The sequence below is a fragment of the Stenotrophomonas sp. 28608_Sma genome (genome assembly GCF_056486185.1).
In genome coordinates this window covers 1,698,447-1,710,585 of the sequence record NZ_CM151308.1, presented here as the reverse complement: position 1 = coordinate 1,710,585, position 12,139 = coordinate 1,698,447, and the positions used below count along the sequence as shown (strand labels likewise).

Annotated in this window: 11 protein-coding genes; 9 read left to right on the top strand and 2 right to left on the bottom strand. The window is 64.5% G+C overall.

Annotated elements, in window-relative coordinates:
- Positions 1-13 precede the first annotated feature (13 nt).
- The 6 genes from ACZLHH_RS07895 (at position 14) to ACZLHH_RS07870 (ending at position 6,300) form a co-directional block, all read left to right on the top strand.
- Positions 14-574 (top strand): DUF2857 domain-containing protein, encoded by a 561-nt coding sequence (locus ACZLHH_RS07895; protein WP_012112314.1) that lies wholly within the window; start codon positions 14-16, stop codon positions 572-574.
- A gap of 3 nt (positions 575-577) precedes the next feature.
- Positions 578-1,828, top strand: coding sequence for an STY4528 family pathogenicity island replication protein (locus ACZLHH_RS07890; protein ID WP_012112315.1), 1,251 nt, complete (start codon positions 578-580; stop codon positions 1,826-1,828).
- 331 nt (positions 1,829-2,159) lie between these two features.
- Positions 2,160-2,948, top strand: a complete 789-nt coding sequence (locus ACZLHH_RS07885) for a PFL_4669 family integrating conjugative element protein (protein ID WP_012112316.1) — start codon at positions 2,160-2,162, stop codon at positions 2,946-2,948.
- On the top strand, positions 2,945-3,472 hold the full coding sequence (locus ACZLHH_RS07880; protein ID WP_003098978.1) for a DUF3158 family protein: 528 nt from the start codon (positions 2,945-2,947) through the stop codon (positions 3,470-3,472). Before ACZLHH_RS07885 ends, ACZLHH_RS07880 begins: the two co-directional genes overlap by 4 nt.
- Positions 3,473-3,545: 73 nt before the next feature.
- Entirely contained in the window at positions 3,546-3,986 is a 441-nt protein-coding gene (locus ACZLHH_RS07875; protein ID WP_003098976.1) for a single-stranded DNA-binding protein, read from the top strand.
- Positions 3,987-4,269: 283 nt separating this feature from the next.
- A complete protein-coding gene (locus ACZLHH_RS07870) occupies positions 4,270-6,300 on the top strand; it encodes a DNA topoisomerase III (protein ID WP_003116834.1) in 2,031 nt (676 codons plus the stop codon).
- A gap of 723 nt (positions 6,301-7,023) precedes the next feature.
- Here ACZLHH_RS07870 and ACZLHH_RS07865 read toward each other — a convergent pair.
- A complete protein-coding gene (locus ACZLHH_RS07865; protein WP_003098972.1) occupies positions 7,024-7,659 on the bottom strand; it encodes a cation efflux transmembrane domain-containing protein in 636 nt (211 codons plus the stop codon).
- Positions 7,660-8,070: 411 nt separating this feature from the next.
- Here ACZLHH_RS07865 and ACZLHH_RS07860 point away from each other — a divergent pair, with 411 nt between their 5' ends.
- The gene (locus ACZLHH_RS07860) at positions 8,071-8,280 is read left to right on the top strand and encodes a sterol desaturase family protein (protein WP_014747696.1); all 210 of its coding nucleotides are present in this window, start codon (positions 8,071-8,073) and stop codon (positions 8,278-8,280) included.
- A 12-nt stretch (positions 8,281-8,292) separates the two neighbouring features.
- Positions 8,293-8,667 carry a DUF3703 domain-containing protein gene (locus ACZLHH_RS07855; RefSeq protein ID WP_011516992.1) on the top strand — a complete coding sequence of 125 codons (375 nt, stop codon included), beginning with the start codon at positions 8,293-8,295 and terminating at the stop codon, positions 8,665-8,667.
- Positions 8,668-8,734: 67 nt separating this feature from the next.
- Here the strand turns inward: ACZLHH_RS07855 and cadR are convergent, their stop codons facing one another.
- Positions 8,735-9,133, bottom strand: a complete 399-nt coding sequence (gene cadR, locus ACZLHH_RS07850) for a Cd(II)/Pb(II)-responsive transcriptional regulator (protein ID WP_003098965.1) — start codon at positions 9,131-9,133, stop codon at positions 8,735-8,737.
- Between the two features lie 91 nt (positions 9,134-9,224).
- Here cadR and ACZLHH_RS07845 point away from each other — a divergent pair, with 91 nt between their 5' ends.
- Positions 9,225-12,137: a heavy metal translocating P-type ATPase gene (locus tag ACZLHH_RS07845; protein ID WP_003098961.1), complete on the top strand. Its 2,913-nt coding sequence runs from the start codon at positions 9,225-9,227 to the stop codon at positions 12,135-12,137.
- Positions 12,138-12,139: the final 2 nt, after the last annotated feature.

Sequence of the window (12,139 nt, the reverse complement as noted above, 5' to 3'; positions counted from 1 at the left end):
GAGGGAGGCCCGCATGTCCGCACCTAACCCACTCAACCAGGCCGTCATCGCGCAGGCGCTCTACGATCTGCGCAACGGGCAACTGCGCCGCTGCAAGGCGATGGGATTCGGTGAGGAAGAATTGGATGCGCTCAAGCATCCGGCGCTGATCAGCGTACTGGCCAATGCCAGCGTCTCGTGGTGCTCTGTCTCGGTGAACCGGGAAGTGCTCCGGCGATTGCTCAAACAGGCGCAGGACGTGGAGAAGGAGATCGCCACCGTCGATCGCATGTTGCGCCTGGGGGCCAGTACGGAAATGGCGAGCCGTTTTTATGGGCTGACGCACCAGGAAGTCGCGCTACGGCGTGAAGTTCTCGGCCTGCCCAAACGCAAGGGGCGCCATCCGGTTCTGGACGAGGAGCAGGACACCGAGCTGTGGCGACGCTGGAAGGCCGTGACCAGCAGCAGGAATGTCGAGCTGGAGGATGAGACCTCGGTTCTTGATGCGGCAATGGACCTCGCCGAAGGCATGGAACTGCCGCTGTCGGTGGTCTGGGCTGCGATCAAGAACTGGATCGATCAGGGATTGGGTTGAGTCATGGCCGTGGACGACGCTGCACCACGAGCACCACGCCAAGGCCCGGTCGCCCTCGCTGATCTGTTCGACAGCGCGCTGAAAGACCTTGCACCGAAACCTCGCCCGCCCGCGTCCGCGCCAGCTCCCGCATCCGCAACATCTCCTGTCTCCGCAACCGGCGACGGTTTTCTGTTCAGCGGCAATCGGCACGAGAGCGTGCCGCGACGGCTGTTCCTGGACCGACGCCTGACGCCGCTGGAACGCAATGCCTGGCAAGTCTTTCGGATGATGCTCAACGAGGATGGGGTCACGGCGTTTCCGACGTATGAGCAACTTCGCCCGTGGCTCGCGTCAATGCCCTGCGCCGGACAGGCCTCTCACGAGACCGTGGCACGGGCGCTGACGCTGTTGCGCCTGACTCGCTGGTTGAGTCTCGTGCGCCGCAGGCGTGACCCCAAGACCGGGCGCATCCTCGGCAACCTCTACGTCCTGCACGATGAGCCCCTGACGCCTTTCGAGGCGATGCAGCTCGACCCGGACTACTTGGAGCTCGTCAGCCAAGCCCTGGGCCATTCGGCCAAGGCCGTCCAGGTCGTGGGCTTGCACACCCTCAAGGAAATCGCCGAAGACCCGTTGTTGTCTGGCCGCACGTTGCCCTCGCGGCTGCAGGTCCTTGCCGAACGCCTCGCGAGCCAGGGCATTGGGTCGCAGGAGAGTTATCCACAGAAGGATAGGGTTCACGATTCCGAAGAAGGGGCGCCGAGCCTTCTTCGGAATTCTGATGACCCCTCTTCGGATTCCGAAGCAGGGCCGAAACCCGCGTCAGACGGCGCTCTTCGGAATCCGAAGCAGGACCGTACTGTACGTAGTAGTCGTATGAATGAAGTACGTACTACCGCGCGTGAGCGTGGGCAGGCGCGTGCGATGCCAGGAGTTCGCCTGCCTGATCGCTTTCTCGGCTTGAAGGAAGAGCAGCAGGCCGCCGCCATCGTGGCATTGCAGCAGGTCGATGCTCCGCTACGCCAGGCCGTGCTGGACGAATGGGCGGATCGCTGTCGCGGCAGCACCATCCGCAACCCGGCAGGCTACCTGTTCGGCATCATCCAGCGCGCCATCCGTGGCGAGTTCAACGCCTGGGCCAAGCAAGCCGGGTCAGCACCGCCACCTGCCCCTGCACGAGATGCACCGCCTGAACCACCGCGCAATGTGGTTCCACCCGAGGTGGCCCGGCAGCACATTGACCGGCTGCGCGACCTTCTGCGCAGTAGCTGAGCGCGACGAGCGACAAGGGCGTGAAGCAGACGTCGATGGCCGTCAGTAGAGCTATCCCCAGGGGATAGATGTACTACAAGCTGTAACGCCGACAGGCACGGCATGGCACTTCGGTCCAGGGGGGCCGTAATGGCGTCGGTTGCATGAGCGCACGCACCATTTGCGCGAGCAGCGCTCCATGGCTTTCGATGGAGCTATCCCCTGGGGATAGCTCGTATCACAGGCCACCGCTGCCACGACAACCGGGTCCCGGTTCATTTCGGTTTGTTGACTGACTGCCTTCCGTTGCGTGCCGATCCTGACCGCTCCTTTTCCCAAGCGAGCGGACGCCATGGCAACCAACGAACCTCTGCAACTCAATCTCGGCTCTTTGCGCAGCGCGATGTCGCTGACGCTTCACACCCACCACGCCTCGCGCATCTGGCATGGCCGCGCCGCCGCCGAGGGGCGACCCGGCATCGTCGGCCTGAACGGCTACATCGCCGTGATGAACAAGATGAAGCGCGGCTCGGAGCAGGACGACCCGTACAGCGACTGGTGGATGTTGCGCATCGAGGAAAAGCTCGACCAGACCAGGACCACGTTGCAATCGCTGCGCGAGCAGGTTGACCAGGCACTGGCCGGCGTGCCTGCGGCGTTGAGCCTGGGTGAGAACCTCAACGTGCAGCCGGTGAAGCTCCCCTTGTTCGTGAACGCGCAGCTCGGCTTTGCCGCCGTCTATCTGCTGGCCGACTACGACGACATCGCCCGCAAGCTGATCCTCGCCCACCACACCGCGCTGATCGATCGCTCGACGTTGGAGCGCTGGCTCAACGAAGGTGCCCACGCGCTGCGCAGCCTGTTCAGCCTGGCCCAGCAATACCGCTACTCGGGCTGCACCCGCGACGACTTCGCGGCCAAGAACGCCGCAGCTCGGGCAGCATTGGAGAAGTTCGGCGAACTGCCGCAGGACGTGCTCGAAGGCATGCGCCGCTCGAAGTTTGCGCCGCCCGTCGTGCGCCGTGGTCTGCAACAGCGTGGTGATAGCGCTGCCGCAGCCGCATCTCCCACCGACGAAGGCGCTGCCGCCGATTCGGCCGAGGCCAAGTCCACAGCCGCCGGCGAGGACGAACCGGCATGAGCGACCCGAACCGCGAACCGCGCTACTTCCGTCGTCTGGAACAGCCAGCCTTCATGCGGCTGGAACACGCGGCCTCTCTAAAAGGCCTTTTAAAGCCTTTTAAAGGTAAAGGGGACTTCGAGGCCTGGGCCAGCCAGTGCTTCGCCATGCGCGACGAGTTGATTGCCCTGGCGCAGCGACAGGTGCTGCCACAGGCGTGCGGGCATCCCTTCCACCTGCTTCCCGTCGAGCTGGCCCAGCAGACCACTGGCGCAGGCACGACCTTTCTTCGCTGGCGCAAGCACGATCGATCGGCCATGGGCGTGGCGTTGTGGCAGGAGCTGATGGCGAGCCCCAGCACGCCGGTCAACCTGCTGCACGACCTGCACGAGATCGAACTGCAGCGCGTCATGCTGAACATGCAGATCAGCCTGCTGCACACCCTGGGCAGGCAAGCACAGGAATGCGCCAGCAAGGCCGCGCAGGCGGACAACACCTACCTGCGCCGGCTCGCGTCCGTTCCTGCCGCAGTGCGCGATCGGTGATTGCGCCTGCCATCCGAGCACGCGCCCGAGCCCAACGAGGCACGGGTATTTCAACCACCACGGAGATTCCAACATGAGCACACAATTCATCGGCGAGGGCAACATCGGATCGCCTCCCGAGTACCGCGAATTCCCCAATGGCAACGACGATCCTCGCCGGTTGCTCCGGCTGAACGTGTACTTCGACAACCCCGTCCCCACCAAGGGCGGCGAGTTCGAGGACCGCGGCGGCTTCTGGGCGCCGGTGGAACTCTGGCACCACGACGCCGACCGCTGGCAGCAGCTCTACCAGAAGGGCATGCGGGTGCTGGTCGTCGGCCGCATGGAGCGCGACCCCTGGACGGACAACGAAGATCAGCCGCGTGAGACTTGGCAGGTCAACGCGCGCAGTGTCGGCATCCTGCCGTACCGCATCGAGTCTGTGGCCCTCAGCCCGAAGCCACAGGAGGCAGAGCCGAAGCCCCAGGCCACCCAGGAATCGACGGCGCCGAAAGAGACCAAGCGCAGGAAGTGATCGGGCATGGAGGGCGGCTGCCGCAGTGCTTCGCCGCCCTCCATGCGCTGCGAATTATCCCCAGGGGATAGCTCCACCAACGTCCACCGAGTTCCACGCGCGCTCCCGGAAATCGCGGCTCTCGGCCCGCACACTTCCGGCCACGCACCTTCCCCGCACTCGCCATTTCATCGGCGTGAAAGCGGTCGCTGCCGCATGCGGCTTGTTTGCTGCTGCCAGGGGCTGCGCTCGGCATCCTCGATCCCAGCAACTCCATGAACAACAGGAATCGGGATGGACGGATATGCGGCTGTTCTTGTGCGAGAAGCCCTCCCAGGGCAAAGACATTGGCCGGATTCTCGGCGCCACGCAGCGCGGTGAAGGCTGCCTCAACGGTTCCGGCGTCACGGTCACCTGGTGCATCGGCCATCTCGTGGAGGCGGCGCCGCCCGAGGCCTACGACGAGCAGCTCAAACGATGGTCCGTTGAGCAGTTGCCCATCATTCCCCAGCACTGGCGGGTCGAGGTCAAACCGAAGACCGCCACGCAATTCAAGGTCGTCAAGGCGCTCTTGGCGAAGGCGACTCACCTGGTTATCGCCACCGATGCCGACCGCGAGGGCGAATTGATCGCCCGCGAGATCGTGGAGCTTTGCGGCTACCGCGGCCCCATCGAACGCCTGTGGCTGTCGGCGCTCAACGATGCGTCCATTCGGGCGGCACTGGGCAAGCTGCGGCCTTCGGCCGAGACGCTTTCGATGTACCACTCGGCGCTGGCGCGCTCCCGTGCGGATTGGCTCGTGGGCATGAACCTGAGCCGGCTGTTCACGGTGCTGGGGCGACAGGCGGGTTACGACGGCGTGCTGTCGGTCGGCCGCGTACAGACCCCGACGCTCAAGCTCGTTGTGGACCGCGACCGCGAGATCGCGCGCTTCGTGTCCGTACCATACTGGGCCATCGCCGTGTCCCTGTTCGCAGGCGGTTCGACTTTCGCCGCGCAATGGGTTCCACCCGATGCGTGCACCGACGACGCAGGCCGCTGCCTGCGGCAGCCGGTCGCACAGCAGACCATGCAGCAGATCCGCGCTGCGGGCAGTGCCCACGTCGTGTCGGTGGAGACTGAGCGTGTCCGCGAAGGCCCGCCGCTGCCGTTCGACCTGGGCACCTTGCAGGAAGTGTGTTCCAAGCAGCTTGGGCTGGACGTGCAGGAAACCTTGGAGATTGCCCAAGCCCTGTACGAGACGCACAAGGCCACGACGTACCCCCGCTCGGACTCCGGCTACCTGCCCGAGAGCATGTTTGCCGAAGTGCCCACCGTTCTCGACAGCCTGCTCAAGACCGATCCCTCGCTGCGCTCGATCATGGGCCAGCTCGACCGCTCGCAGCGCTCGCGCGCCTGGAACGATGGCAAGGTCACGGCGCACCACGGCATCATCCCGACGCTCGAACCGGCGAAGCTCTCCGCCATGAGCGAGAAGGAACTGGCCGTGTACAGGCTCATCCGGTCGCATTACCTGGCGCAGTTCCTCCCTCACCACGAGTTCGACCGCACTGTGGCCAAGTTTTCGTGCGGGGGGCAGAACCTGGCGGCCACGGGCAAGCAGGTTGTCATCCCGGGTTGGCGCCAGGTGCTCGCCGAGCCGCAGGCCGAAGACGGTGATGGCGAGGGCGATACTGCGGTCCGCGCCCAGGTGCTGCCCGCGCTGCCGAAACTGTATGAGGGCCTGGCATGCCAGGTGGCCGACGTCGATCTCAAGGCACTCAAGACGCTGCCGCCCAAACCGTACACGCAAGGCGAGTTGGTCAAGTCCATGAAAGGCGTCGCCAAGCTGGTGTCCGATCCCCGCCTGAAGCAGAAGCTCAAGGATACGGTTGGCATCGGCACCGAAGCGACGCGGGCCAACATCATCGGCGGCCTGATCGCTCGCGGCTACCTCGTGAAGAAGGGGCGCGCCATCCGCGCCTCGGATGCGGCTTTCACTTTGATCGATGCCGTGCCTGCGGCGATTGCCGACCCTGGCACCACCGCCGTCTGGGAACAGGCGCTCGACATGATCGAGGCCGGACAGCTCACCCTGGACGTGTTCATCGGCAAGCAGGCCGCGTGGATTTCGCAGTTGATTGCGCAGTACGGCAGCGCCTCCCTGTCCATCAAGGTTCCCCAAGGGCCGGCATGCCCGCAGTGCGGCGCACCCACGCGCCAGCGCAGCGGCAAGAGCGGCCCGTTCTGGTCGTGCAGCCGCTACCCGGACTGCAAAGGCACGCTGCCAGTCGAATCCGGCAGCTCCAAGCGCGGCGCCTCGCGCCCGCGCCGTAGCGGCCGCAAAGGCTCCTGACCGCCCCCGTTCCCCGTGAGCCGTGCCCGCCTTCGGCGGCGTGGCCCCTGTCCCGCACTCCGCCGCATGCCCTGCGGGACGCCCAGCGCGCAACGCCTTCTTGATCCGTGTGCGCGTCCCGCCCAGCCGTCCCCGGCCGCGGGACCTGAAGGTAGCTTCTCTGCGAGCCGCACCACGCGCGTTCTGTTGATCTGCGTTTCTTCCGCCCTCTGCGAAGGGTCTCCCGGTGGCTTGCCAGGCTGCACGAGCCACCGGGAGACCCTTCGTGGTCAGCGGTAATCGGTGCCGGTGCCCGCCGGTGCAAAAACGGGCTCCCTTTGTGCGCGGATGTGCGCCAGACGATGCCGGCCCCAGCCACGACATGGGCCGGGTGTGATTGCTTGATGAGCAGACGGTTCTAGCGACGACCGGGCCTGCCAATCAGCCCACGGGTGGTTCCTCTTTTCTCCCGAGCCGAAGGCCGTTGGGCCTTCGGCGCCATTCTCCTGCCCATCAACGTCCCGGCCCGGCCATTGGCCTGGGCCACACGAACAGGAGAGACGACATGCACCCTCAACCTTGCGCACCGCTGCTGTACGGCAGACGGAGGTCGAGAACGGCATGCCCGCCTATCGCGCGGCCATCGCCAATGGTACGCTCGGCTGCAGCCGAGGCCGTAGCCCAAAGGCTGGACTACCTCTTTTGCAGAGGTAAACCTCGGGATGAACTGGGCGAAAACATGCCTTATGTGCCCGCCTTACGGCGAGCTGTTTCCGATGCTTCGCGCAGGATTTCCCGCCCCCCATTCGCTGCGATTGCGGCCACGATGACGCCCAGCACCAGATCCGGGATGTTCGACCCGAACCCCATCACCAGCACCCCGGACAGCACAATCGCACCATTGACGATGGAGTCGTTGCTGGTAAAGATCGCTGACGCCTTGAAGTTCACATCTTCCCCGCGATGGCGGCGCAGTAGTCTGAGGCACACTAGGTTCAAAGCCGCGTTCAGCGCGGCCATGGCCATCATGGCTGGGCCGACAGGCTCTTCCCCTCCAGCGAAGCGGCGTAGGACTTCCAACAGCAGCAGCGCGGCCAGGCCGATTAGCAAGAAACCCGACAAGCGGGCCGCGCCCACCTTGACCGTTGCCGCACGACCGACGGCATACAGGCTAACCGCATAGACCGACGCATCGGCGAGGTTGTCCAACCCGGCGCCCATCAGCGCCGTAGAGCCAGCCCAGATGCCAAGGGCAATGCCGGCGGCGGACTGCGTCAGGTTGATCAGCAACACAGTCAGAAGAATCTTTCGGTCCTTCGCATCGCTCGCATCTAGGCGGCCCAACTCGTCGTTTTCGTGATTTCTGTGGTTTTCAGCCATGCATTGTTCCTTCCAAATCGATGGATGCTGAAGCCTGTAGCGGCTGGAGAGTCAAGGCGCAGATGCAACGAACTTGCCACAGGGTCTTCCCGGACGCCCTTGACTCTACCGTAGCTAGAAGGTTTTCCAATCCAGTCAGAGCTTTAGGACAGAACAGATGAGCACCAATGCGCCCCCTTCATTGCGACTGTCATCCGGTATGGCTGCTATCCACTGATCCGTGGCGCCACTGCGGTTGTGCTCTTCGGCGAGCTCGCGACCGGCCGGCCGTCTTTTCCGACGGAGCTACTCACAGTGATCGTCGCGCTCGCTTGTGCCGCCTTGCTAGAGGGCGGGCGGCCTTTCCACTCCCCGTTGAGCCAGTAGCGGCGTTCCAAGCTGTGGTTGGCCGTCGGCGCATGGCTCGGCTTCTTGGTCGTGCATCTGGCCTTCCAGCACTCCAATCTGGGATACCGGGTCGGGCCGTTGGGATTGTTGATCGGGGTGGCTGAAGCCCATCGCTGGCATCACAAGCGTGAGCACGAAGACGCCCAAGTCAACTACGGCGATTTCTGGATGCCCGGGGGCCACTTGTTCAGCGCTTTCCGGTCGCAAAAGCACACGCTGGGCGCCAAAGAGTGACACTCAAGAAAGATGGACTTTCCAATGGACTACGGCCCGCAGCTTGTCTATCCCTTCCGGAGCCGGCCAGCAGCGGCAAACGCTTGCGCTGCTGGCTATACGATCTTGCCCACGTCGCATTCTTGCGCGAGTCGGGCCTTGCGGCTTCTTGCGAAGCGATCGCGAGTTGCGTGGCGTGCCCATGAGTCGGGCCGCGTCGTGGCGCACTGCTACCTTGGCCTGCACCTGCACCTGCGCAGCCACGCCGCGATGCTCGGTCTGGCCTGGAGAACCCGTAAGGTGGCGGAGATTGCGGCGCGCAGGTCGTCCGGCTCGCGCTGGCTCCTGTGGGCCACGCCCTCGGTCGCACGCCGTCTCAAAACGTCAGAATCGCGCGCTTTCGCATGATGGAGCGCGGCACGTGGCTCTCAGAACTGGACCCGATCACTTCCAGCACCGATGACACGCTCGAGCTTCAGGCGGGCTCGGCCAAGCTGTTGAGAATGCCGCACTCGCGCGAGGTTCGGGCGCTATCGCAGGAGCGTCGCAGATCCATTAACTCGCGCTCCAAGGCGCGCAATTCCTTCATCTTGGTCCGCACTTGCGCGATATGAGCGTCGACCAGCGCGTTCACCTCGCCGCAGCCCAACTCTGGCCGATCCCGTAAGTTCAGCAGTTGACGGATCTCATCCAGCGTCATGTCCTTCGCCCGGCAGCGGCGGATGAACAGCAAGCGCTGCAAATGGACTTCGTCATAGAGCCTGAAGTTGCCCTCGCTACGTGCAGGCTCGGGCAGCAAGCCTTCTGACTCGTAAAAGCGCACGGTCTGCACCAAGCAATCTGCCTTCTTGCCCAGTTCACCGATCCGCATCATGGTTGCTTCCTATAAAAAACTTGACTCTATATCTACTAGAGGTTTTCTAATGATGGCATCCGGGGAAAACCTTGTCAATGAAGAGCGATCTATGAACAAAGAACCTTCCAGCCCATGCGCCTGCTCCGGCGGCAATGGCCAACAGACGGCGTGCGCCAGTGAGCAGGCCAGCACTGAAACCACCGTTTTCCACGTGAGCAACATGGATTGCCGCAATGAGGAAGCACTGGTGCGGCGAACGCTGGAGGGCATGCCCGGTGTCGAGCGGCTCCTGTTCGATCTTCCGCAGCGTTTGTTGACCATTTCGCACCGCGAAGTCTCGGCCGATGCCTTGGAGCAAGCGCTGAATTCGGTGGGCATGAAGGCTCAGGCTGTCCGAGACGCCGCCGTGTCGACCACCTACCGCATCGAGAACATGGACTGCCCGAGCGAGGAGAAACTCATCCGCTCGCACCTCGGGGCAGTCGAGGGAATTCAGGACCTCGACTTCGACCTCGCTGAGCGCACCCTGTCGGTGAAACACCTCGCTCAGGCACGCGCGCAGATGGAGCAGGTCCTGGCCTCGATCGGCATGCGCGCCAAGGAGCAGACCTTCGGCCACACGGGGCCGATCGAAGCCGCGGCTGTGATCCCATCCTCGGCCCTGCAGCAGCAACCAACCGCTGCCGTTTCCGCGCCGCCGATCGGCGAGCGGGTGACGTACCGGATCGAGAACATGGATTGCCCGACGGAAGAAGCGCTGATCCGCGACCGGCTGGGCAAGCTGCCGGGTGTGACCGCGCTCGACTTCAATCTGATGCAGCGTGTGCTGGGAGTCCAGCACACGCTGGCGACCTCAGCGCCGATCGAGAAGGCGCTTGCTTCCATTGGAATGCAGGCTGCGCGGCAGGACATGCAGACAGCCACCACGGTACTTCGCATCGCGAAGATGGACTGTCCGACCGAGGAAAGTCTGATCCGCGGCAAGCTGCAAGGCATGCCGGGCGTGCAGGGAATGGATTTCAACCTGATGCAGCGCACGCTCACGGTTCGGCACACACCCGACGCGATCAAGCCGGCAGTCGAAGCCATCGAATCGCTGGGCATGGAAGCCGAGGTCCAGAGGACTGATGAGCCGCGCGATGCCCCGGTGGCCGCGCACAAGACCAATTGGTGGCCGATGGCGGTTTCGGGCGTTGCGGCGGTGGCCGCCGAAGGCGTGTACTGGGTCAACGACGGCAATCATTGGGCCGTGATCGTGCTGGCACTGGTTTCGATCTTCACCGGCGGCCTCAGCACCTACAAGAAGGGCTGGATCGCGCTGAAGAACCTCAACCTGAACATGAACGCCCTGATGGCCATCGCGGTCACCGGCGGCATGGCGATCGGCCACTGGCCGGAGGCCGCCATGGTCATGTTCCTGTTCGCGTTGGCGGAAGTGATCGAGGCGAAGTCGCTGGACCGCGCCCGCAACGCCATTCGGGGGCTGATGGACTTGGCGCCCGAGACCGCGACCGTGCGGCAGGCCGATGGCTCATGGACAGAGCTGCCGGCCAAGGAGGTCGCAAAGGGCGCGGTGGTCCGCGTGCGTCCTGGCGAGCGCATCGCACTGGACGGCCTGATCACCTCGGGTCGATCGGCCATCAACCAGGCGCCCATCACCGGCGAGAGCCTGCCCGTCGAGAAGGCCGAAGGTGACCAGGTCTTCGCCGGAACCATCAATGAGACCGGCTCTTTCGAATACAAGGTGACCGCAGGCGCCAGCGACTCGACGCTCGCGCGCATCATCCATGCCGTGGAGTCCGCGCAGGGCAGCCGTGCGCCCACGCAGCGCTTCGTCGACCAGTTCGCCCGCGTCTACACGCCGGCGGTGTTCGCGGTGTCCGTGCTGGTTGCCGTCGTGCCGCCGCTCGCCTTCGGCGGCGCATGGTTTGACTGGGTCTACAAGGCCCTGGTACTGCTGGTGATCGCCTGCCCCTGCGCTCTGGTCATCTCCACGCCGGTCACCATCGTCAGCGGCTTGGCCGCTGCCGCCCGACGCGGCATCCTGATCAAGGGTGGCGTCTACCTGGAGGGCGGGCGCAAGCTCAAGGCGTTGGCCCTGGACAAGACCGGCACACTCACACATGGCAAGCCCGAGCAGACCGACTTCGTGCCGCTGATCGGCGAGGCGCAGGAAGTTGCCGCCTGGGCCGCAAGCCTCGCGGCACGCTCGGACCATCCTGTGTCTCAGGCCATCGCCCGCAAGGCGAACCGTGACGGCATCGCGCTGCACGAGGTCGACGACTTCGCGGCGCTGCCTGGCCGCGGCGTGCGCGGCCGCGTCGCCGGGCGCATGTTGCACATGGGCAACCACAGGCTCGCCCAGGAGCTGGGCCTGAGCGAAGCGACGCTCCAGGCTCGGCTGGAGACCCTGGAGCGCCAAGGCAAGACAGCGATCCTGCTGATGGACGATGCGACCGTGCTCGGCATTTTTGCAGTGGCCGACACCGTGAAGGAAACCAGCCGTGAGGCGGTGGCCGACCTGCAGGCGCTGGGTGTGCGCACGCTGATGCTGACGGGGGACAACCAGCACACGGCCGCGGCCATCGCTGCCCAGGTCGGAATCTCTGAAGCCCGTGGTGACCAACTGCCCGAAGACAAGCTCAAGACCATCGAAAGCCTGGTCGGCGGCGAGGGCCAGGTGGGCATGGTGGGCGACGGCATCAACGATTCGCCCGCGCTCGCCCGTGCCGACATCGGCTTCGCCATGGGCGCGGCCGGCACCGACACCGCGATCGAAACAGCCGACGTCGCCCTGATGGACGACGACCTGCGCAAGATCCCCGCCTTCATCCGGCTGTCGCGTAGCACTGCGGCGATCCTCACGCAGAACATCGTTCTGGCCCTTGGCATCAAGGCGGTGTTCCTTGCGTTGACGTTCACAGGGCATGCCACCATGTGGATGGCTGTGTTCGCTGACATGGGGGCAAGTCTTTTGGTTGTCGTCAATGGGCTGCGCCTCCTGAAGTTCAAGGCGGCATGAAC

Excerpts from the sequence above, each read along its gene's own strand:
- ACZLHH_RS07885 (WP_012112316.1), top strand. The coding sequence starts at position 2,160 with ATGGCAACCAACGAACCTCTGCAACTCAATCTCGGCTCTTTGCGCAGC.
- ACZLHH_RS07865 (WP_003098972.1), bottom strand. The coding sequence starts at position 7,659 with ATGGCTGAAAACCACAGAAATCACGAAAACGACGAGTTGGGCCGCCTA.
- ACZLHH_RS07880 (WP_003098978.1), top strand. The coding sequence starts at position 2,945 with ATGAGCGACCCGAACCGCGAACCGCGCTACTTCCGTCGTCTGGAACAG.
- ACZLHH_RS07870 (WP_003116834.1), top strand. The coding sequence starts at position 4,270 with ATGCGGCTGTTCTTGTGCGAGAAGCCCTCCCAGGGCAAAGACATTGGC.
- ACZLHH_RS07855 (WP_011516992.1), top strand. The coding sequence starts at position 8,293 with ATGGACTTTCCAATGGACTACGGCCCGCAGCTTGTCTATCCCTTCCGG.
- ACZLHH_RS07895 (WP_012112314.1), top strand. The coding sequence starts at position 14 with ATGTCCGCACCTAACCCACTCAACCAGGCCGTCATCGCGCAGGCGCTC.
- ACZLHH_RS07890 (WP_012112315.1), top strand. The coding sequence starts at position 578 with ATGGCCGTGGACGACGCTGCACCACGAGCACCACGCCAAGGCCCGGTC.
- cadR (WP_003098965.1), bottom strand. The coding sequence starts at position 9,133 with ATGATGCGGATCGGTGAACTGGGCAAGAAGGCAGATTGCTTGGTGCAG.
- ACZLHH_RS07875 (WP_003098976.1), top strand. The coding sequence starts at position 3,546 with ATGAGCACACAATTCATCGGCGAGGGCAACATCGGATCGCCTCCCGAG.
- ACZLHH_RS07845 (WP_003098961.1), top strand. The coding sequence starts at position 9,225 with ATGAACAAAGAACCTTCCAGCCCATGCGCCTGCTCCGGCGGCAATGGC.